The sequence below is a fragment of the Mesorhizobium sp. WSM4821 genome (assembly GCF_055901555.1).
Map to the genome: position 1 here is coordinate 2,110,001 of NZ_CM148371.1, position 21,103 is coordinate 2,131,103.

General features: G+C 62.5%; 13 protein-coding genes, 1 tRNA gene, 2 rRNA genes and 3 pseudogenes (1 of these 19 only partly in view). 11 read left to right on the plus strand and 8 right to left on the minus strand.

Annotation, left to right across the window (positions count from 1 at the left end):
* From AC0NID_RS10150 to AC0NID_RS10165, 4 genes and pseudogenes are all read left to right on the plus strand, one after another.
* Positions 1–2,469: ribosomal RNA gene (locus AC0NID_RS10150) — 23S ribosomal RNA — on the plus strand (it extends 329 nt beyond the left edge of the window).
* Between the two features lie 97 nt (positions 2,470–2,566).
* A 5S ribosomal RNA gene (gene rrf, locus AC0NID_RS10155) occupies positions 2,567–2,681 on the plus strand.
* A 131-nt stretch (positions 2,682–2,812) separates the two neighbouring features.
* Positions 2,813–2,889: transfer RNA gene (locus tag AC0NID_RS10160), tRNA-Met, on the plus strand.
* 231 nt (positions 2,890–3,120) lie between these two features.
* Positions 3,121–3,351, plus strand: a pseudogene (locus AC0NID_RS10165) (DUF6429 family protein).
* Between the two features lie 291 nt (positions 3,352–3,642).
* On the opposite strand, the gene ftsZ reads toward AC0NID_RS10165, so the two are convergent.
* Positions 3,643–4,650 (minus strand): cell division protein FtsZ, encoded by a 1,008-nt coding sequence (gene ftsZ, locus AC0NID_RS10170; protein WP_473455486.1) that lies wholly within the window; start codon positions 4,648–4,650, stop codon positions 3,643–3,645.
* Between the two features lie 275 nt (positions 4,651–4,925).
* Between ftsZ and AC0NID_RS10175 the strand changes: the two are divergent.
* Together AC0NID_RS10175 and AC0NID_RS10180 are read left to right on the plus strand one after the other, a co-directional pair.
* Positions 4,926–5,749, plus strand: a pseudogene (locus tag AC0NID_RS10175) (ATP-binding cassette domain-containing protein); the annotation flags it as partial.
* A gap of 117 nt (positions 5,750–5,866) precedes the next feature.
* Positions 5,867–6,981 (plus strand): annotated as a pseudogene (locus AC0NID_RS10180) (ABC transporter permease).
* A 33-nt stretch (positions 6,982–7,014) separates the two neighbouring features.
* On the opposite strand, the gene AC0NID_RS10185 reads toward AC0NID_RS10180, so the two are convergent.
* The gene (locus tag AC0NID_RS10185) at positions 7,015–7,800 is read right to left on the minus strand and encodes an SDR family NAD(P)-dependent oxidoreductase (protein ID WP_473455485.1); all 786 of its coding nucleotides are present in this window, start codon (positions 7,798–7,800) and stop codon (positions 7,015–7,017) included.
* A gap of 99 nt (positions 7,801–7,899) precedes the next feature.
* Here AC0NID_RS10185 and uxuA point away from each other — a divergent pair, with 99 nt between their 5' ends.
* Complete coding sequence (gene uxuA / locus AC0NID_RS10190; protein WP_473455483.1) at positions 7,900–9,084, plus strand: mannonate dehydratase; 1,185 nt, start codon at positions 7,900–7,902, stop codon at positions 9,082–9,084.
* Between the two features lie 95 nt (positions 9,085–9,179).
* Here uxuA and AC0NID_RS10195 read toward each other — a convergent pair whose 3' ends face one another.
* The 6 genes from AC0NID_RS10195 to AC0NID_RS10220 all read right to left on the minus strand — a co-directional run bounded on the left by AC0NID_RS10195 (position 9,180) and on the right by AC0NID_RS10220 (position 15,900).
* Positions 9,180–10,073, minus strand: a complete 894-nt coding sequence (locus AC0NID_RS10195) for a sugar phosphate isomerase/epimerase family protein (protein ID WP_473455481.1) — start codon at positions 10,071–10,073, stop codon at positions 9,180–9,182.
* Between the two features lie 119 nt (positions 10,074–10,192).
* Positions 10,193–11,131, minus strand: coding sequence for an ABC transporter substrate-binding protein (locus tag AC0NID_RS10200; RefSeq protein WP_473455480.1), 939 nt, complete (start codon positions 11,129–11,131; stop codon positions 10,193–10,195).
* An 80-nt stretch (positions 11,132–11,211) separates the two neighbouring features.
* Positions 11,212–12,183 (minus strand): ABC transporter permease subunit, encoded by a 972-nt coding sequence (locus AC0NID_RS10205; protein ID WP_473455522.1) that lies wholly within the window; start codon positions 12,181–12,183, stop codon positions 11,212–11,214.
* Between the two features lie 17 nt (positions 12,184–12,200).
* Complete coding sequence (locus tag AC0NID_RS10210; protein ID WP_473455479.1) at positions 12,201–13,745, minus strand: sugar ABC transporter ATP-binding protein; 1,545 nt, start codon at positions 13,743–13,745, stop codon at positions 12,201–12,203.
* On the minus strand, positions 13,742–15,121 hold the full coding sequence (locus AC0NID_RS10215; RefSeq protein WP_473455477.1) for an FGGY-family carbohydrate kinase: 1,380 nt from the start codon (positions 15,119–15,121) through the stop codon (positions 13,742–13,744). Before AC0NID_RS10215 ends, AC0NID_RS10210 begins: the two co-directional genes overlap by 4 nt.
* Positions 15,118–15,900, minus strand: coding sequence for a DeoR/GlpR family DNA-binding transcription regulator (locus AC0NID_RS10220; protein WP_473455476.1), 783 nt, complete (start codon positions 15,898–15,900; stop codon positions 15,118–15,120). The genes AC0NID_RS10215 and AC0NID_RS10220 overlap by 4 nt, the downstream gene beginning before the upstream one ends.
* 199 nt (positions 15,901–16,099) lie before the next feature.
* On the opposite strand from AC0NID_RS10220, the gene AC0NID_RS10225 reads away from it, so the two are divergent.
* From AC0NID_RS10225 to ggt, 4 genes are all read left to right on the plus strand, one after another.
* Complete coding sequence (locus AC0NID_RS10225; RefSeq protein WP_473455475.1) at positions 16,100–17,143, plus strand: class II aldolase/adducin family protein; 1,044 nt, start codon at positions 16,100–16,102, stop codon at positions 17,141–17,143.
* A 1-nt stretch (position 17,144) separates the two neighbouring features.
* Positions 17,145–18,461: an FGGY-family carbohydrate kinase gene (locus AC0NID_RS10230; RefSeq protein ID WP_473455474.1), complete on the plus strand. Its 1,317-nt coding sequence runs from the start codon at positions 17,145–17,147 to the stop codon at positions 18,459–18,461.
* Positions 18,458–19,312: a TIGR01459 family HAD-type hydrolase gene (locus AC0NID_RS10235; protein WP_473455473.1), complete on the plus strand. Its 855-nt coding sequence runs from the start codon at positions 18,458–18,460 to the stop codon at positions 19,310–19,312. The genes AC0NID_RS10230 and AC0NID_RS10235 overlap by 4 nt, the downstream gene beginning before the upstream one ends.
* A gap of 128 nt (positions 19,313–19,440) precedes the next feature.
* The gene (ggt, locus tag AC0NID_RS10240) at positions 19,441–21,027 is read left to right on the plus strand and encodes a gamma-glutamyltransferase (protein WP_473455471.1); all 1,587 of its coding nucleotides are present in this window, start codon (positions 19,441–19,443) and stop codon (positions 21,025–21,027) included.
* Positions 21,028–21,103 lie beyond the last annotated feature (76 nt).

A 21,103-nucleotide genomic window follows, 5' to 3' on the forward strand; every position in this document is an offset into this window, starting at 1 on the left:
GATGATGAGACAAGCGGAACCTTCTGGAAAGTAGGGCCATAGTGGGTGACAGCCCCGTACGCGTAATGCAAATCATCGTCCTCGAGTAAGGCGGGACACGTGAAATCCTGTCTGAAATTGGGGGGACCACCCTCCAAGCCTAAGTACTCGTGCATGACCGATAGCGAACTAGTACCGTGAGGGAAAGGTGAAAAGCACCCCGACAAGGGGAGTGAAAGAGTACCTGAAACCGATTGCCTACAAACAGTGGGAGCCCGCAAGGGTCACCACGTACCTTTTGTATAATGGGTCAGCGACTTAGTGTGACGAGCAAGCTTAAACCGATAGGTGTAGGCGCAGCGAAAGCGAGTCTGAACAGGGCGTTCAGTTCGTCGCATTAGACCCGAAACCGAGTGATCTAGCCATGAGCAGGTTGAAGGTAAGGTAACACTTACTGGAGGACCGAACCCATAACTGTTGCAATAGTTCGGGATGACTTGTGGCTAGGGGTGAAAGGCCAATCAAACTCGGAAATAGCTGGTTCTCCGCGAAATCTATTTAGGTAGAGCGTCGACCGAATACCCCAGGGGGTAGAGCACTGGATGGGCTAGGGGTCCTCACCGGATTACCAAACCTAACCAAACTCCGAATACCTGGGAGTACTAGTCGGCAGACACACGGCGGGTGCTAACGTCCGTCGTGAAAAGGGAAACAACCCTGACCTACAGCTAAGGTCCCCAAGTTATGGCTAAGTGGGAAAGGATGTGAGGATCCCAAAACAACCAGGATGTTGGCTTAGAAGCAGCCATCATTTAAAGAAAGCGTAACAGCTCACTGGTCTAAATAAGGGTCTTTGCGCCGAAAATGTAACGGGGCTAAAGCCATACACCGAAGCTTAGGGTTCGTAGCAATACGAGCGGTAGCGGAGCGTTCTGTAAGCTGATGAAGCCATACCCGTGAGGGGTGGTGGAGGTATCAGAAGTGCGAATGCTGACATGAGTAACGTAAGGGGAGTGAGAGACTCCCCCGCCGAAAGTCCAAGGGTTCCTGCTTAAAGCTAATCTGAGCAGGGTTAGCCGGCCCCTAAGTCGAGGCAGAAATGCGTAGACGATGGGAACCACGTTAATATTCGTGGGCCTGGAGGAAGTGACGGATCATTGAGGTAGTCCAATCTTATCGGATTGAAAGGGCTGCTGCGTGGTTCCAGGAAATAGCTCCTCCTTATAGACCGTACCCGAAACCGACACTGGTGGACTGGTAGAGTATACCAAGGCGCTTGAGAGAACTATGCTGAAGGAACTCGGCAAATTGCACGCGTAACTTCGGAAGAAGCGTGACCCTTTCATGCGCAAGCATGGGAGGGTGGCACAGACCAGGGGGTAGCGACTGTTTATCAAAAACACAGGGCTCTGCGAAGTCGCAAGACGACGTATAGGGTCTGACGCCTGCCCGGTGCTGGAAGGTTAAGAGGAGGGGTGCAAGCTCTGAATCGAAGCCCCAGTAAACGGCGGCCGTAACTATAACGGTCCTAAGGTAGCGAAATTCCTTGTCGGGTAAGTTCCGACCTGCACGAATGGCGTAACGACTTCCCCGCTGTCTCCAGCATAGACTCAGTGAAATTGAATTCCCCGTGAAGATGCGGGGTTCCTGCGGTTAGACGGAAAGACCCCGTGCACCTTTACTATAGCTTTACATTGGCATTCGTAGTGGCATGTGTAGGATAGGTGGTAGGCTTTGAAGCCTGGGCGCCAGCTCAGGTGGAGCCATCCTTGAAATACCACCCTTATCACTATGGATGTCTAACCGCGGCCCGTTATCCGGGTCCGGGACAATGTATGGTGGGTAGTTTGACTGGGGCGGTCGCCTCCTAAAGAGTAACGGAGGCGCGCGATGGTGGGCTCAGAACGGTCGGAAATCGTTCGCTGAGTGCAATGGCATAAGCCTGCCTGACTGCGAGACTGACAAGTCGAGCAGAGACGAAAGTCGGTCATAGTGATCCGGTGGTCCCGCGTGGAAGGGCCATCGCTCAACGGATAAAAGGTACGCCGGGGATAACAGGCTGATGACCCCCAAGAGTCCATATCGACGGGGTTGTTTGGCACCTCGATGTCGACTCATCGCATCCTGGGGCTGGAGCAGGTCCCAAGGGTATGGCTGTTCGCCATTTAAAGCGGTACGTGAGTTGGGTTCAGAACGTCGTGAGACAGTTCGGTCCCTATCTGCCGTGGGTGTAGGAATATTGAAAGGATCTGTCCCTAGTACGAGAGGACCGGGATGGACGGATCTCTGGTGGACCTGTTGTGGCGCCAGCCGCATAGCAGGGTAGCTATATCCGGACGGGATAACCGCTGAAGGCATCTAAGCGGGAAACCCACCTTAAAACGAGTATTCCCTGAGAACCGTGGAAGACGACCACGTTGATAGGCCGGGTGTGGAAGAGCGGCAACGCTTGAAGCTTACCGGTACTAATAGTTCGATCGGCTTGATCGTTCTCATTCCTTATGCCCATTTCTGGCGGCAATCCTTTGGATTGCGCCGAGATGGATGGCACAGAAAACAGCTTCTCGAGCAACGTGCGTTTTGCCGACCTGGTGGTTATGGCGGAGCGGCTGCACCCGATCCCATTCCGAACTCGGCCGTGAAACGCTCCAGCGCTGATGGTACTTCGTCTCAAGACGCGGGAGAGTAGGTCGCTGCCAGGTCTGCCAAGCGCACGTTGTTGAAATCTTCTCCTTACGAACAGGCCCGCCATCGGGATTTCGGGCCGCGCAAGCGGCCCTTTCATTTGGCGAAGGCTTGATTCCAGTAAGTCAAGGCTTACTTCTAAGGTTGACGCGGGGTGGAGCAGCCCGGTAGCTCGTCAGGCTCATAACCTGAAGGTCACAGGTTCAAATCCTGTCCCCGCAACCAAATACAAAAACGGCCCGCCTTGTGCGGGCCGTTTTCGTATTTGGGCTGTACTGGCCGGTTGATTCTTGATTCTTGTCCTGGTCAGAATATCTCCAGGAGGCAAAGCCAATGACGCGGACAGAGAAAGCCAAATCCCGTCCCCGCCACCGGCTCGACCCAACCCCGGCAAATCTCACATGGTTGCCGGGGTTTGTTTGTTTGTTTTGGCGTCTTCTTGTGTAGATTGCCTGCATGGAGATGGACACCGACAAGATCGACGATGCCGTTCTGGGCCTGCTTTCCTGCTTTGGCTAACGCTGCATGACGAGCGGCGCGCCTGGAAGGTTGGACTGGGATGCTCTGGATCGCTTGCACCAGAAGGGGTTGATCGCGAACAAGGCGAAGTCGGTGATTCTGTCAGATGAAGGCCTGCGGCGCGCGGAGAAGCTATTCCGCACCCTGTTCACGCGGCCGGCGCCATGAGCGCTGGGCTGCGTTGCAATTTCACGGCAAGAGCGGCGAAGACAAAATCGATAACTTGAACCACAGGTTCATCTTGCAACAGTTGCGAGTTTGGTAAGCGACTGCCGACCACTACCTGGTGATCTCTAGAGCTAGCTCTAGAGCGGGATGCGTTCGATTGAGCTGCGCGTCCCGCTCTGTCTATCTGTTTTAGCAGCAGTTCTGCGACGCCGAGCGATTCCGCTTGGCTGCAAAAAATGTCTAGCGTCCGAGTTTCAGTCGTAGCGCGGGCGCCGCCATGCGGGGCGCGGATCAATTCACACGGTTTTCCGAGCCCGCCGTCAGGGGTATCTCCAGCCCCCGCCGCAATCCCGTCGCAACGACGGACACTCTGAATTTTCCGGCCAGCGCCTTGTCGAAAATGGCGCCGACGATGATATCCGCATCGGCGTCGACCTCCTCGCGTATGCGGGTGGCGGCTTCGTCGACCTCGAACAGCGTCATGTCCGTGCCGCCCGATATCGAGACAAGGACGCCCTTGGCGCCCATCATGGACGCTTCGTCGAGAAGCGGATTTGCAATTGCCGCTTCGGCCGCTTTCCTGGCGCGCTCCTCCCCGGTGGCTTCGCCGGTTCCCATCATCGCGCGACCCATGTCGCGCATCACCGACTTCACATCGGCAAAGTCGAGATTGATCAGTCCTTCCTTGACGATGAGATCGGTGATGCAGCCGACGCCGGCGTAGAGCACGCGATCGGCCATCGCGAACGCGTCCGCGAACGTCGTCTTGGCATCGGCGATCCTGAAGAGGTTCTGGTTCGGAATGACGATGACCGTATCGGCACTTTCGCGGAGCCGCTCGATGCCCTCATCGGCCGCATGCATTCGACGGTTGCCCTCGAAGACGAACGGCTTGGTGACGACGGCCACAGTCAGTATTCCTGCGTTCCGTGCGGCCTGCGCTATGATCGGCGCGGCGCCGGTTCCAGTTCCGCCTCCCATCCCCGCGGTCACGAAACACATATGCGTTCCCGCGAGATGGTCCATGATTTCGTCGATCGATTCCACGGCCGCGGCATGGCCGACCTCGGGCAGGGATCCTGCACCCAAACCTTCGGTAATGTGCGCTCCCAATTGGATCAGCCGCGTTGCCTTCGACATGGCTAGCGCCTGGGCATCGGTGTTGGCGACGATGAATTCCGTGCCCTGCAGGCCTTCGGCGATCATGTTGTTGACGGCGTTACCGCCACCGCCGCCAACGCCAATGACGGAAATCTTGGGCCTCATCTCCGAGATTACCGGCCTTGTTGCGGTGTTCATTTGCCGTTTCTCCCCTTGAATGCGCAAGCGCAGCGGTCGGTGGAAGGCTGTTCCCGGCGCACTGCAAGACTTCAGACAGTGAGCGAATCAGGACAGCCCAGCTTCGCCAAGGGAATCAGACGGTTGACTCGGCTGCAAGTGCACTATGCGCACTCGCGCGTGTTACGCGGGGATTGGCTCGCTGTGTCCACCGAAAACGCGGCGCATCGCCGGCCGGTGCGTGCCGGCAAGACGAATGTCGGCGCCTCGCGACAGGAAGTCGCGCAACCACCGGCAATCGTGGCGGCATGAGCGTCATCGTTGCTACAGCCTACATGGAGGAAGCAGCCCGCTTCGACTGGCTGATCGCAATGGACGGCGGGCGCGTGCTGGCCTCGGGAACGCCGGCGGAGCTGCTTGAGCGACTGGCGCGCCCGACATCGACGCTGCCTTTATCGCACTGCTTCCGCAAGAAAGGCGGGACGGCCACGAACAGGTGGTGATCCCGCCCCGGTCCGCGGGCGTCAATGGCGAAGTTGCCATCGAAGCGGATCATCTCACCAAGCGCTTCGGTGATTCGGGCGCGAGATAGACCCGAATGACATCGAGGTTCGGCGGCGCGTCGGCTAGATGTCGCAGGGATTTTCCCTTTATTCCGAGCTGACGGTACGTCAGAACCTCGAACTCCACGCCCGGCTCTTCGGCACGGGATGCGGCCGCCATCCCGCTAAGGGTCGAGGACGTGGCGAAGCGCTTCAATCTCGGCGGCGATATGAACACGCTTCCCGACGCCCTGCCCCTCGGCATCCGGCAGCGTCTGTCGCTCGCGGTGGCGATGATCCATTCCCCCGATATCCTGATCCTCGACGAGCCGACATCCGGTGTGGACCCGGTCGCCCGCGACGGCTTCTGGCAGATACTCTGCGAACTCTCCCGCAAGCAGAACGTGACGCTCTTCGTCTCGACACACTACATGAATGAGGCGGAACGTTGCGACCGCGTCTCGCTCATGCATGCGGGCAAGGTTGTTGCCACCGACACGCCGGCCGCGATCGTCCAGAATCGCTCCGTGGCAACGCTGGAAGAGGCTTTCATAGGCTATCTGGAGGATGCCATCGGCACGCGGCAGACCGAGCTCCATGGCGATCTGTCCAGCGCATTCTTGCCGCTCCTGATCGCCATTCCCGTATTGTGCTGGGCCTCGGAATAGTCCTTCTCAGGAAGCAGGCTCGCTGAAATGGGCCTCGTCAATATTCTCCAGCTTGGCCTCAAGGAACTGCGCGGTCTTGCGCGCAATCCGATGCTGATCGTGCTGATCGCCTATGCCTTCATGTTGGCGATCTACACAGCATCCAAGGCGATGCCCGAAACCCTCAACCGCGCTCCGATCGCGATCGTCGACGAAGTCCAATCGCCGGTATCCTCGCGCATCGTGACCGCGTTCTACTCCCCCTATTTCACGGCGCCGAAGCTCATCTCGCAGCCCGAAATGGACAGCCGCATTGGATTCCGGCGTGGACACATTCGCACTAGACATCCCTCCGAACTTCCAGCGCGATCTTCTGGCCGGCAGATCGCCTACGATCCAGCTCAATGTCGATGCGACGCGCATGTCGCAGGCTTTCACCGGCGGGGGATATGTCCAGTCGATCGTATCGGGGGAAGTGAGCGAATTTCTCGATCGCTACCGCGCCGAGACGTCCCTACCGGTCGCTCTCGACTTGCGTGCGCGGTTCAATCCAGAACTCAACAAAGGCTGGTTCGGCGCAATCTCCGACATGATCGATTCGATCACGATGCTGTCGATCATCCCTGACCGGCGCCGCACTCATCCGCGAGCGCGAGCATGGAACGATCGAGCAACTGCTGGTCATGCCCGTAACGCCGTTCGAAATCATGCTGAGCAAGGTTTGGTCGATGGGTCTCGTCGTGCTGGTGGCTTCCGGCCTCTCACTGGGCTTCGTCGTGCAAGGCTTGCTTGCCGTGCCCACGAACGGATCCGCACTGCTGTTCATGACCGGGGCGGCGCTGGACATATTCGCCATGACCTGTCTGGGAATCTTCCTCGCGACCATCGCCGGCTCGATGCCGCAATTCGGGCTGCTGCTGATGATGCTGCTGCTTCCACTTCAGTTATTGTCCGGCGGCGTCACGCCGCGTGAGAGCATGCCCGAGATCATCCAGGCCATCATGTTCGTCGCGCCAAACACGCACTTCGTCATGTTGGCCCAGGCCGTTTTGTTCCGTGGCGCGGGCCTCGACGTTGTCTGGCCGCAGCTCGTGGCGCTGCTGATTATCGGAACCGCGCTGTTTGGTCTTTCGCTTCGCCGCTTTCGTCAATTCCTGAAATAGACACAAGACCGCTCAAAAAACGCGGCGCAGGCGCTACTTCACGCCGATACCGGCAGTCAGGCCGCCATCGATCTTGTAGTCCGCACCAGTGCAGAACCCGGCTTTCGACGAACACAGAAAGGCGATGAGCTCCGCCACTTCCTCCGGCTCTCCGATGCGCCCGATGGGGTGGGCTTCGCCGAAGCGCCGGTAGGCGGCCTCGACATCGGCATCGGTGCCATTCTCGCCGCGCGCCGCCTTTTCCAGGATCGGGGAGCGGATCGAACCCGGGCTGACGGAATTAACGCGGATGCCGGAGCGCGCGTAGTCGAGCGCCAGAGAGCGCGTCAGCGTGTGGATGGCGCCCTTCGTCGTGGCATAGGCGGCGACGTTCTGCTGACAGGCGAAGCCCTGTACCGAAGCCACGTTGACGATGGCCCCACCGCCCCGCCTGATCATTTCCGGGATGCCGAAATGCGCGGTCAGGTAGATCGAGCCGACATTGACGGACATCGCCTGGTTCCAGGTGTCGAAATCGGTGCTGGTCACGGTTCCATACGGATGGACCGCCGCGGAATTGACGATGACATCGAGGCCGCCGAAGCGCTCGGCACCGGCCGCGACCGCGTCGCGAACCTGATCCGGCACGGAGACGTCGACTGCCATGACCAGCGTCTCGGCGCCGGAGCTTTCCAGTTCCGCTCTCATCGCCGCGTTGGCCGCGCGGTCGATGCCGCAAGCTATGATCGCCCCGCCGCCTGCCGCGAGACGTCTGGCGGTTGCCAGCCCGATCCCGGTCGTCCCCGTCACCAGAGCGATCTTGCCGTCGAAATCCTTCATTATAGAAAACTCCCACATTGGCCGTCGGCAGCCGGCTTTGGTTTGACTTCCATTATGGCCCGACAATACGCTTCTGTTTTACCGCAAAGGGAAAGCTCAATGGAACAATGTTGGCGATGGTATGGACCGGACGATCCGGTGACGCTTGATCATGTCAAGCAGGCGGGCGCGACGGGCGTGGTGACGGCCCTGCACGACATCTATGACGGGCGCGCCTGGCCGCTCGACAGCATATTGGAGCGCAAGCGGATCATCGAGGCCGAAGGGCTGACATGGTCTGTCGTGGAGAGCATTCCCGTCCACAATTCGATCAAGATCGGCTCGGCGGAAAGACAGCGTTACGCGGGTTGGTACAAGGATACCATCGGCGCGCTGGCGAAGGCCGGTATAAAGACCATCTGCTACAACTTCATGCCTGTGGTCGACTGGACTCGCACCGACCTTGCCTACCGGCTTCCAACGACGGGCTACGCCCTGCGTTTCGATGCGATCGATTTTGCCGCATACGACCTTTTCGTCCTGAAGCGCAGGAATGCCGAGGCCAGCTACAGTGCTGCACGGGTCGGGGAAGCGGAGTTGCGTTTCAAGGCGCTGAACGACGAGCGGATAGACAGGATCGAGCGCAACCTCATTGCTGGCCTGCCGGCGACCGAGCGTAGCTACAATCGCGAGACGATGAAGGAGGCGCTGGCCGACTACGATGCGATCGGGCCGGCGGAACTGCGGAAAAATCTTGCGTGGTTCCTGAAGGAGATCATTCCGGTCGCCGAGGAAGTGGGCGCGCGCATGTGCATCCATCCCGACGATCCTCCCTTTTCGCTCTACGGTTTGCCGCGCATCGTTTCGACCTCCGATGATGCGCGCTTCATCCTCGACGCCGCCGACAGCCAGGCCAACGGGCTGACGCTGTGCACCGGTTCGTACGGCATCCGCGCCGACAACGATATCGTCGCGATGGTCGAGGAATTCGGGCCGCACATCCATTTCGCGCATCTGCGCAACGTGACGCGCGAAGAGGACGGCTCGTTCTTCGAAGCCGAGCACCTGGAAGGCTCGACCGACATGGCGTCCGTCATCCTGGCGCTGATGAAGGAGGAGGCGCGACGGCGGGACGAAGGCCGCGCCGACTGGCGCATTCCCATGCGCCCCGATCATGGACATCTGCTTGCCGACGATATCGGCAAGACCAGGATAAATCCCGGCTACTCGTTGATCGGCCGACTGAAAGGCCTCGCCGAACTGCGTGGCATCATGCGTGCCGTGGAGCGTTTTGGACTGGCCTGAGGATCGCCAAGCGGGAACGAAGACCCAGGATTTTCGTAATACCGGTACCCACTTTTGAGTGTGATGCTTGGGCGTCACGCCCGTGTCGGGTGGTGCTAAGGCCGGTGGCTTGATGAAACAAGCTCGGCCTTGCGCCGCGCCGTCTCCAGCCCGATGGCGATGAAGCGGCGCGCATGCCGGGCCAGCTCCATATTGTCGGTCCATAGATTGCGCCAAATGGCGGTTTTCTTCGACAGGTTCTCGTCGACGATTTCCGACGAGAAGGATTCGAAGCTGAGGTCATCGCTATAGCCGACTGCGATCAGCGCATCGAAGATCGCGGCGAAGTCGATGTTGCCGGTGCCGAGGAAGCCGCGATGACTCTCGCCGATATGGACATAGCCGATCTTGTCAGCCGCATGGCGGATGGCCAGCCCGACATCGGCCTCCTCGATATTCATGTGGAAGGTGTCGAGATGCAGGAAGATGTTGTCGGAGCCGGTGTCCTCGATGAAGGCCAGCCCTTGTGCGGCGGTGTTGAGCAGATTGCTTTCGAAGCGGTTGACGATTTCGAGGTTGAGCGTGACGCCGGCGGCCTTGGCCGTCTCCGCGACCTTGGCGAGCGTGGCGGCACTGCGGTTCCATTGATCGCGCGTCGGCGCCTCGGTCTGCAATCCGTGGCCGGTCGAGAGGATGCCGGCGAGCTTGCGGCCGCCGAGATCGCGGGTGAGCGCGATCGTGTTGTCGAGGATTTCGACGCCGTGCGCGGCGATCGCCTTGTCGGCGCTTGAAATGTCGCCATCGGCCGGCAGCCCGATGCTGATCGCCACGCCGAGATCGAGGTCGGCGATGCGCCTGGCCAGCCCGCCAACGTCGACATTGGCGGGGTCGAGATAGGAGAATTCGATCAGGTCGAAACCTGCCTCTTTAGTGTTGGCCAGCGTCCGTTCGAGGTCGCTTTGCGCCGAGCTCGCCGACCAGACGAAAGAATGGATTCCAATACGCGACATGATCGTCTCCGGTTGAGCGGGAGCATCGGGCCCAAAAGTGGAGGCCGGTTTTGGGAAGATACGATGCTCAAACAAAAATGGTGCGGCCGGTTATCCCGGCCGCACCAGCCTTGGGAGGCTTAGCGGGCCGCGGTCCAGCCCTTGTAGTCCTTCAGGTTCTCGGCCGTGATCAGCTGCGGGTCGAGCAGCACCGTCGCCTCGGCCGGCTTCTTGCCGGCAAGCACTTCAGCTGCCATCTGCAGGGACTGGCCAGCCATCACATACGGGTCCTGCGAGGCCGAGGCCTTGATCATCGACGTGCCGGACGCGAGTTCCTTCTCGATGTCGGGCGCGCCGTCGACCGCGGTGAAGATGAACTCAGAGCGGTTGAGCTGCTTGGCCGCAAGCTGGGCGCCGATCGCCGTCGGATCGTTGATGGCGAACACCGCGTCGATCTTGTCGAAGCGGGTCAGCAGCGACTGGAACACCTTCAGGCCGCCGTCGCGCGAGCCTTCGGCATTCTGGTCGTCAGAGAGGATCTTGATCTCGGGGTGTTTTGCCAGGACGTCCTTGCAGCCTTTCACCCGCTCCAGGATCGACGACGATGCCGGGCCGTTCAGGATGACATAGTCGCCCTTACCGCCGGTCTGGTCGACCAGATACTGGCAGGCCGCTTCGCCTGCCTTGACGTTGTTGGTCATCACGGTGACGTCGGCGCCCGGCGCCGAAACGTCGAACGCGGCAACCACGATCCCCGCCGCCTGCGCCTTCTTCACCGCCGGCGCGATCGCCTTGGCATCGACGGCATTGAGCATGATCACGTCGACGCCGGCGGCGATGAAGGAGTCGACCTGCGAGACCTGCTTGTTGAGGTCGTAGTCGGCCGACACCGACGTCACCTCGACATTCGGGTTGATCTTCCTGGCGGCGTCTTCGATGCCCTTGATGGTGGCGACGAAGAAGGGGTTGCCGAGCAGGCCGACCGAGATGCCGACCTTATTCAGATCCTTGGCCGAAGCCGGTGCGATGGCGACGGCCGCAAAGGCAACGCCGCAGAGCAGTTTAGCGATGGTCTTCATTCTTTTCCTCCTGATGCCCCGCGCCTCTCACGGTGCGTTACACATGAAACCGGGTCTTTGACGCCGGCGACTAAGGTCAATCACGTTCTTGCTCCTGCCTGGAGCCTGTAGCGGTCGAGGGCGACCGCCACGATGATGACCAATCCCTTGATGATGTACTGCCAGATGTCCGAAACACCGGCCAGGATGAGCCCGTTGGAGAGCACCGCTATGATCAGCCCGCCGATCAGCGTGCCCCAGATCGAGCCGACGCCGCCGACGAAGCTGGTGCCGCCGAGAATGACCGCGGCAATGGCGTCGAGTTCGTAGGACTGCCCAAGCTGCAGCCCGTTGGCCGCGTAGAGCCGGGCCGCCGACATGGCGCCGCCAAGGCCGGCCAGAAGGCCGGAAACGCCATAGACGAAGAGCAGCACCAGCGGCACCTTGATGCCGGTGAGGCGGGCGGCCTCGGCATTGCCGCCGACGGCGTAGATCCAGGTGCCGAGCACGGTGCGCTTGAGCACCAGCCAGGAGAGCACCACGACCGACAAAGCGATGATGACCAGCCAGGGAATGCCGAACAGCGAACCGTTGCCGATGAAGTCGAACGGCAGGTCCGAGTTGAACACGGTGGTGTCCTGGCCGAGCAGGCGGGCGACGCCGCGCACGGCTGTCAGCGAACCCAGAGTTACGATGAAGGGCGGCAGCTTGATGTAGGCGACGAGCAGCCCGTTGATGACGCCGAAGCCGAGGCCGACCAGAATGGCCGCCGGCACGCCGAGCATGCCCCACTCCGGCACCAGCGACACCATCACCGCCACCATCGCCGAGGCGGCAAGGATGGAGCCGACGGACAGGTCGATGCCGCCGGTCAGGATGACGAAGGTCATGCCGGCCGCAAGCACGATGTTGATCGACGACTGCTGCGTGACGATCAGAAGATTGGTCTCGGTGAGAAAGCGCGGGTTCATGAGCTGAAAGCCGGCAGCCAAAAGGATCAGGACCGGCAGCATGCCAAGCGCGGCGAAGGCGGTGCGCAGCCGCCGGCTCCGGCCGACAGCCTGGTCGCTCATCTCGGTCACCTTGTCGGTCATCCCTTGGCCGCTCCCGTTGCAAGTTCCATGATTGCTTCCTGGCTGAGCGGCTGGCCTCCGGATGCCGTCACCTCGCCTGATATGGCGCCGTCGCGCATCACCAGCACGCGGTCGGCGACGCCGATCACCTCCGGCAACTCGCTGGAGATCATCAGGATGGCGATGCCCTTCTTGGCGAGATCGTCGATGAGCCGGTAGATTTCCGACTTCGCCCCGACATCGACGCCGCGGGTCGGTTCGTCGAGGATGAGGACCCGCGGCTCGGTTTCGAGCAGGCGGGCGAGCAGCACCTTCTGCTGGTTGCCGCCCGAGAGCGAGCCGGCATTGGCCTGTACCGACCTGGTGCGGATGGAGAGGTCGGAAACCGCCTTGGAAGCGCGCCTTTCTGCCGTGGCGAAGTCGCGTAAGCCGCCGGCCCCCGCGTCCCGTGCGAGCACGCCCATGCTGATATTGTCGGAAATCGACATGTCGAGGAACAGGCCGAGTTCCTTGCGGTCCTCGGTGAGGTAGGCGATACCGGCATCCAGCGCCTCGCGCGGCGAGCCGATGGTTATCGGCTTGCCGTCGAGTTCCAGCGTGCCTGATGTGTGCCTGTCGGCGCCGAAGATCAGCCGCGCGAGTTCGGTACGGCCCGAGCCGACCAGGCCCGCCAGCGCCAAGACTTCGCCCTTATGCAGATCGAAGGAGCAGTCCTTCAGAAGATTGCCGTCCGACATGCCGCGCACCGATAAGGCGACAGCGCGCTTTTCGTCCGGCGGGCGGTGATCCTTCTTGTAGAAGGCGGACAGGTCACGGCCGACCATCATCGAGACGAGGCGCGAGGCGTTCAGGTCGCCGCGTTCGAGCGTGCCGACATAGCCGCTGTCGCGCAGCACGCTGACGCGATCGGCAAGCTGGTAGACCTCTTCCATGCGGTGGCTAATGTAGATGATGGCGATGCCTTGCGACTTCAGCGTCGCGATGACCTCGAACAGCCGGTCGGTCTCGCGCGACGTCAGCGAGGTGGTCGGCTCGTCCATGACGATGATGCGCGCGCTGGTCGACAGCGCGCGAGCGATCTCGACCAGTTGGCGCTCGCCGAGCGACAGGCTGGAGACGGAGGCACGCGCGGAGAAGGAGACGCCGAGCCGCGCGATGATTTCCTTGGCGCGCCGGTTGCACTGGTCGCGGTCGACGATGCCGAACCGTCTCGGCTCGTTGCCGAGGAAGATGTTTTGCGCAACCGTCAGGTTGGGCGCCAGCGACAGCTCCTGATAGATGACGGCGATGCCGTTGGCGCGCGCCTTGATCGGGTCGCCGGTCGCGGCCGGCATGCCGTCGATCAGGATCTCGCCGCCGGTATCAGGCCGATAGGCGCCGGACAGCACCTTCATCAGCGTCGACTTGCCGGCGCCGTTTTCACCCATCAGCGCGTGCAGTTCGCCGGCGTGGACGGTCAGCGATACATCCTGCAAGGCGCGGATCGGGCCGAACGTCTTGGAGATGTGCCGCATCTCCAGCACCGGCAGGCGCGCCGTCTCGATCCGGGCAGCGGCGGTCATCGTGCGCCTCCCGCTGCTGCACCAATGACGCCTCGGTCGGCGGCGAGGCCGCGCCAGCTGTCGCGATAGCCGGCAAGCCCGGTGAAGCTCGATGCATGCACCGGTTCCGGCGCCTCGGCGGCAAATTCGCGTCCGACGCTCTCGAAGGCAAGGGCGGCCGCTCCGGTGGCGCTGCCCTCCAGCGTGGCGCCCTGCATGAAGGCCTGGCCGGGACGCAGCTCAGCCAGCAGGCTGGCGAGCAGGCCGCCGCTGTTCAGCCCGCCATCGACGATTACGGTGTTGTTCGAATGGATCAGGTCGAGACACAGGTCGACCATCAGCGCGACATAGAGCAGCGCCACGGCCGCGCGCTCCTCCGCGTTGGGTGTGTGCCCGATCAATTCGCCGGGATGGCCAGGCATTGGCCCGCCCGGCGCGAAGCTGGGCAGCGCCATGATGCCGGTGTTGATCACCTGCTGTACCGTGGAACGGTCGATTGCGCCCTGCCAGCCGGCGCTGATCGTCGCGAATTCGCGGCCGCCCATGAAGCGGATGGTCGGCACCGGGCCGCCATCGACATCGACATTGACCAGCATGTCGCGATCGCGATCGAGCGCGTCGAGTGGGCAGTCCGGATTGAGCACGACGACCCAGGTTCCGGTCGAGACGACGGTAACCGGGCCAAGCTCCTGCCGGCGATAGGCATGGAGCGCGGCATTGCTGTCATGGACGCCGTTGTGGATGGCGATCGGCTGTGCCGACTCGCCGAAGCGCTGCTCGCCGATGACGGCGCCGGCACGCTCGAAGGCGGGCATCTGGCCGCGCCAGCCCTCGGCGTCGACCAGTGAACTGAAATCACGTTTGCGCGGCGCCCACAGATGCGAGTGACAACCGAGATAGGACACTTCCGACACCGCTCGGCCACCAAATCGCCAGCTCCAGTATTGCGGATAGCCGAGGATCGATTTCGCCGCGGCGAAAGCACCGGGTTGCACCGCCTTCAGCCACAGCATGTGGCGACCGTAATTGAAGCCGAGCGGCAGACGCGGCGAGAAGGTCTCGGCAAAATCCGGAATGCGGCGATCGATCCGCGCGGCAATCCCAGCCGGCGGTTCTTGCTCATAGTCGAGGATAGGATGCGTCAGCGCCGCATTGTCCACCAAGGCGAAGGTGCAGCCATGGCCCGAAACCATCAGCCCCTCCATGCCATGAATGTCGACCGCCTCGCCGACGGCGCGAGCCGCCCAGTCGTGAAGCGCCGTCTCGTCGAGCACGCTGAAGCCGCCTTTGCGCGTCCAGTTCGGCTGGGTCCGGCGCTCGTCGAGAATCTGGCCGTCCTGACCGAAGACGAACAGCTTCGAGTTGGTCTTGCCGAAGTCAAGGACGGCCACCTTCACTGGATGCCTCCCGAGGCAGTGGCGATCCGCACCATGACGCCGGCGTCTTCCAGCATGCGTGCGTCGGCATCGGACAGGCCGTCGTCGGTGACCAGCGTGCCGATGCGCGACAGTGGCAGCGCCACGTTGCGCGCGTGGATCGATAGTTTCCGGCTGTCTGCCAGCACCACGATCTGGTCGGCGCATCGGCTGAGTTCAACGATGGAGCGGACCAGCAGCGGATGCGATTCCAGCACGCCTTCCTGGCCGATGCCTTGCGCGCCGAGAAAGAACTTCGACGCGTAGAAGGGCACGACCTGAGTGAGCGAATGGATGATGCCGGGCTCGCGATGAAGCTCGCCGCCGGCAACGGTCAGGCTGCAATGGCCGTGGTCGCTCAAATAGGCCACGAGCGGCATCGAGTTGGTATAGAGACGGATGTTGCGGTCGGCGAGCTTGGCGCCGAGATGGAAGCAGGTCGAACCGCCATGCACTATGACGGCGTCGCCATCGCGCACCATGGTTGCGGCGAGTGTGGCGATCTGCCGTTTGGCCTCGACTGCGAGATCGCGGTTCTCGTCATAGGGCCTGGCATAAGCGACACCCGCCTGCGAAGCGCCATCGAGCGCCGAGATACCGCCATAGACCTTCCGCGCTTCGCCGGCCTCATCGATCTTGTCGATGTCGCGACGCACCGTTGCGGCCGACACGCCGAGCCGCTCCTGCAGCTCGCGCACCGACGCGAAGGGGCGATCCCGCAACAACTCGACGATCTGACGCTGGCGGCCGGAGTCGCTCAACGGATACCCTCCCGAAATGCCATTTGCCGCAGCAATTGGTGCAACTTACTCAACACGGATCGGATTGCAAGCTCGATTTGACGGGATAAGATCACTATTGACGTAACTTACTCGTATCTGCGATACCAGCGTCAACCTTAATCCCGGCAACGGGACATCCAAAGCCGTGACCACGCGGCCGGTTTGTGGAGGAATTTCGATGGCAACCTATGCGGATGCGCAGGAACTGGCTGCTTTGCGGTCGCTTTCGGCCAGCATCGGGCGCGACCCGCATTTGACCCAGGCCGCCGGCGGCAACACTTCGCTGAAGGCCGGCGACACGCTCTGGATCAAGGCTTCCGGCACCTGGTTGATGGATGCGCTCGCGCAGGACATCATGGTTCCGGTGGCGATCCCCCCGCTGCTCAGGGCTGTCGAACAGCGCGACCCGGCCGCCGACCAGCCACAGGGTTTCGCCATCGAGGCGCTCAACACAAGCAGGCTGCGGCCCTCGATCGAGACCACGGTTCACGCCCTGATGCCGCAGCGCGTGGTCCTGCATGTCCATTGCGTCGACACCATTTCGCTTGCCGTGCAGGCCGACTGCGAGGCGCAGGTCGCCAAGCGCCTGGATGGCCTCGAATGGGCGTATGTTCCTTATCGCCGGCCGGGCCTGCCGCTTGCCCAGGGCATTGCCGAGCGCCTTCGGCCAGGGGTCGACGTCCTGATCCTTGCCAATCATGGGCTGGTCGTCGCAGCCGGGACCGTCGCCGGCGCCGAGGCGTTGCTGCGTCGCGTCACAGGACTTCTGGCGCGGCCGCCGCGCAAGGTGGCGGAGGCCGACGTTGCCGCATTGACGGCGCTCGTCGGGCGCACCGATTACAGGTTGCCGGCGGATGTCGAGGCGCATGCGGTCGCGATCGATCCCGAAAGCTGCCGGATGGCGTCTGGGGGCAGCCTCTATCCTGATCACGTCATCTTTCTCGGCCCGGGTTCGGTCGTGGCGAGACCCGGTGAGGACGTGAAGCGTGTCACCGAACGGTGCGGCGCGGCACCCGTGGCAACCCTGTTTCCCGGCGTTGGCGTGCTGATGCGTGGCGACGCCAGTGCCGGCGCCGACGCCATGCAACGCTGCCTTGCCGACGTGACGGCACGGGTCGACGTCGCGGCGAAGCTGAACTATCTGACCGCCGCCGAGAATGACGAACTGATCAACTGGGACGCCGAGCAGTATCGCCAGAAACTCAATGCAGCCGGCAGCTGACATGGCGCTTTCAACCAGCCCGCTTTCGATCGCCCCTCTTTCGATAGGCCCCCTGTCGATCGGCATCGACATCGGCACGTCAGGTGCGCGCGCCGTCGCCATGCGGCCGGACTTTTCGATTGCCGCGCGTTCTGCCGTTCCACTCGACAGATTTGGCCAGGACGCTCGCGACCCCTCGGTGTGGTGGTCAGCGGTCGGCGCGGCGCTGGCGGAGTTGCTTGCAGGTATCGATCGCGCGGCGGTCCGCTCGATCGCCGTCGACGGCACTTCGGGCACGCTGCTGCCGGTCGACGACACCGGGCGGCCGCTGGCCGAGCCACTGATGTATAACGACAAGGTCGACGACGACGCCATTCTGGCCGCGGTCGCGCGCGAGGCGCCGGCAGCGAGCGCAGCACGTGGGGCGACGTCCGGTCTCGCCAAGGCGCTGTGGTTCCAGCGCTTGCCCGGCGTCGCCGCTGTGCTGCACCAGGCCGACTGGATCGCGGGGCAGTTCTCCGGCCGCTTCGACACCAGCGACGAGAACAATGCTCTGAAAACCGGCTACGACGTCGAGGCTCGACGCTGGCCGGACTGGATCGCGGCGACCGGCATGCGCATGGAATTCCTGCCGGGTGTCGTCAAGCCGGGCGATGTGGCCGGCACGCTCACCGCGAGCGCCGCGGACCTGTTCGGCCTGGCATGCGACGTGGCCGTGGTCGCCGGCACGACCGATGGCTGCGCGTCATTCCTAGCGACGGGTGCTACGGCAGTCGGCGACGGCGTCACCGCGCTGGGGTCGTCGCTGACCATCAAGATACTCTCCGACCGGCCGATCTCGGCACCGCAGTTCGGCATATATAGTCACCGGTTGGGAGATGCCTATCTGGCGGGTGGTGCATCGAATTCGGGCGGCAAGGTGCTGGCGCAGCATTTCTCGCTTGCGCGCATCATCGAGCTGACTGCGGCGATCGACCCCATGACCGAAACCGGCCTCGACTATTATCCGCTTCCCGCGATCGGCGAACGCTTCCCAGTGGCCGATCCTGTTATGCAGCCACGTCTGACGCCGCGGCCGGCGGACGACGCCGACTATCTGAAAGCGATGCTGGAGGGCATTGCCGGGATCGAGGCGCTCGGCTATCGCCGGCTTGCCGAACTCGGCGCGCCTCGGCTGATCTCGGTCAGAAGTGTCGGCGGCGGTGCTGCAAATCCCGCCTGGACGGCGATCCGGCAGCGCAAGCTGGGCGTCGGTTTTCTGCCGGCGCTTTCGGACGAGGCAGCCGCCGGCACCGCGCGACTGGCGCTGATGGGCGCAATCGAAGCGGGGCTTCTGTGAGCACGAAAACAGTTGAACATCTCGACGGCATCGAAGCGCTGGTCGAGCGTTATCAGGTGTTTCTGCTCGACCAGTTCGGCGTGCTGCATGACGGTACGAGCCCTTATCCGGGTGCCGTGGAGGCATTGTCGGCGCTGAAGCGTTCGGGCAAGACCGTCGTGCTGGTCTCGAACTCCGGGAGGCGGGCGCGGCCCAACGAGACCCGCTTGCTGAAGCTCGGCTTCGAACCGGGAAGCTGGGATCAATTTGTCACTTCCGGCGAGATCGCGTGGCGGTCCTTTCACGAAATGGCGACATCCGGAAGGCTGCGCCTAAACACTAAGTGCCTGCTGATCAGCCGCGAAGGCGACCGCTCGGCGATTGAAGGTCTGCCTTTCGCGTTGACCGGCGACGGCGACGATGCCGAGCTGGTGCTGATCGCCGCCAGCGAGGGCGATCGCTACGACATCGACCACTATCACAGACTTTTTGCACCGGCAGCGATGCGGCAGGTGCCGTGCTTCTGCACCAACCCCGACAAGATCATGCTGACGGCGGTGGGACCCCGCTTTGGCGCCGGCCGATTAGCGGATCTCTACGAAAGCCTCGGTGGCAGCGTCACCCGCATCGGCAAGCCCTACGCGCCGATCTTCGACGCCGCGCTGGCGCTGGCGGGCTATCCGGACCGCAGCACCGTGGTCTGTGTCGGCGACAGCGTCGAACACGATATCGCCGGTGGAATTGGTGCCGGCGTGGCGACGGCGTTGGTCTTGTCCGGAATATTGGCGGATACGCCCGACCTGGGCGGCCTTTTCGACAGTCTGGACGCGTACCCCGATTACACCACGGATCGTTTCAAATTTGCTGATTGAGGCAGGAAATTTACAAGGGGTTGCGCGCCGCCACCGTGATCGCGCTGTCGGTCATGCTGCCCGCTGGCACAGCTCTTTGGCGGCCGTCGCCAGTTCACATCCGATTCATCAGAGGCTATTGATCCTGCATGCGTGATTTTCAACTCCCCGGACGATCGCCGGTTCGTGCGACGGAAGCGATGGCCGCGACATCGCACCCGTTGGCCACATTGGCGGCGATGGAGATGCTGCGGTCCGGCGGCAATGCGATGGACGCGGCCGTGTGCGCGGCTGCGGTACAGGCGGTCGTCGAACCGCAGTCGACCGGTATCGGCGGCGACTGTTTCGTCCTCTACTGTCCCGACGGCCAAGGCGAGGTCGTCGCTTTCAACGGCTCGGGCCGCGCACCCGCCGCGGCGACCCCTGAATGGTACCTGGAAAGAGGGCATGACGCGCTGCCCGAATCCGGGCCGCACGCGGTCACCGTGCCGGGCGCCATCGACGCCTGGTGCCGGCTGCTCGAGGATCACGGCAGAAAGGGCATCGACGCCGCGCTCGCGCCCGCGATTCGCTACGCCGAGCAGGGCTACGTCATCCAGGACCGCGTGGCCTTCGACTGGGCCGAAAGCGCTGCCTTGCTTGCCGCCGACGAACATGCCGCGCGGATCTTCCTGCCGGATGGAAGGGCGCCGCTGGCCGGAGAACTGCACCGGCAGCCGCAACTGGCCGACACCTTACGCATTGTCTCGCGCCGTGGCCGCTCCGGCTTCTATGAAGGCGAGGTCGCCGACGACATCGTATCGCGTCTGCGTACGCTTGGCGGGTTGCATGCGCTCGAGGATTTTGCGGCCACCAAGGGCGACTATGTCAGGCCGGTCAGTACGTCCTACCGAGGCTACGACATCCATCAGATGCCGCCGAACAACCAGGGGCTGACGGCACTGATCATGCTGAATGTGCTGTCGGGCTTCTCGCTTGGCTCGCTGGAACCGAACGGCGCCGAGCGGCTTCACCTCGAGATCGAAGCGGGGCGGCTTGCCTACCAGGACCGCGACAATTTCATCGGCGACCAGGATGTCGTCAATGTTCCCGTGAAGCAGTTGCTGTCCAGATCCCATGCGGACCAGCTTCGCGCCGAGATCGATCCGGCACGCGCGATGACGCATCTGCCTCGCCTTGAGCTCCAGCCGAGCGACACCGTCTACATCTCCGTGGTCGACCGCGACCGCAATACGGTCAGCTTCATCAACTCCACCTTTGGTTCGTTCGGCAGCGGCGTGGTTGGCCCCAGGACCGGGGTCGTCCTGCAGAACCGCGGCAGCAGCTTCCGCCTGGCGGCGGATCACCCAAACCGCATAGCACCGGGAAAACGCCCGATGCACACCATCATGCCGGGCATGATGACAGCCAAGGGCCGGGCGGTTATGCCGTTCGGCGTGATGGGCGGCGGTTATCAGCCCTTCGGCCATGTCCATCTGCTCACCAACATGATCGATTTCGGCATGGACCCGCAGGAGGCGCTGGATGCGCCGAGGGTGTTCTACAGACAGGACATGGTGGAGGCCGAGCGCGGCGTTTCGGCCGATGCGATCGCCGGCCTGCGCGAGCGAGGCCACCAGCTGTCCATCGCGGCCGACCCGCATGGCGGCGGCCAGCTGGTGCTGATCGATTGGGACAAGGGTACGCTTACCGGCGCATCCGATCCGCGCAAGGATGGTTGCGCGCTGGGCTACTGACGATCGGCCGCGTCTGAGTCTTGCCACGAAGCAGATATCGATCGCTTGCGCGACAGTTTTCAGCTGGTTTCGGGTC

Coding starts and splice junctions, on each gene's coding strand:
- ggt (WP_473455471.1), top strand. CDS start 19,441: ATGCGTGATTTTCAACTCCCCGGACGATCGCCGGTTCGTGCGACGGAA.
- AC0NID_RS10230 (WP_473455474.1), top strand. CDS start 17,145: ATGGCGCTTTCAACCAGCCCGCTTTCGATCGCCCCTCTTTCGATAGGC.
- AC0NID_RS10200 (WP_473455480.1), bottom strand. CDS start 11,131: ATGAAGACCATCGCTAAACTGCTCTGCGGCGTTGCCTTTGCGGCCGTC.
- AC0NID_RS10185 (WP_473455485.1), bottom strand. CDS start 7,800: ATGAAGGATTTCGACGGCAAGATCGCTCTGGTGACGGGGACGACCGGG.
- AC0NID_RS10210 (WP_473455479.1), bottom strand. CDS start 13,745: ATGACCGCCGCTGCCCGGATCGAGACGGCGCGCCTGCCGGTGCTGGAG.
- AC0NID_RS10225 (WP_473455475.1), top strand. CDS start 16,100: ATGGCAACCTATGCGGATGCGCAGGAACTGGCTGCTTTGCGGTCGCTT.
- ftsZ (WP_473455486.1), bottom strand. CDS start 4,650: ATGAACACCGCAACAAGGCCGGTAATCTCGGAGATGAGGCCCAAGATT.
- AC0NID_RS10205 (WP_473455522.1), bottom strand. CDS start 12,183: ATGAGCGACCAGGCTGTCGGCCGGAGCCGGCGGCTGCGCACCGCCTTC.
- AC0NID_RS10195 (WP_473455481.1), bottom strand. CDS start 10,073: ATGTCGCGTATTGGAATCCATTCTTTCGTCTGGTCGGCGAGCTCGGCG.
- uxuA (WP_473455483.1), top strand. CDS start 7,900: ATGGAACAATGTTGGCGATGGTATGGACCGGACGATCCGGTGACGCTT.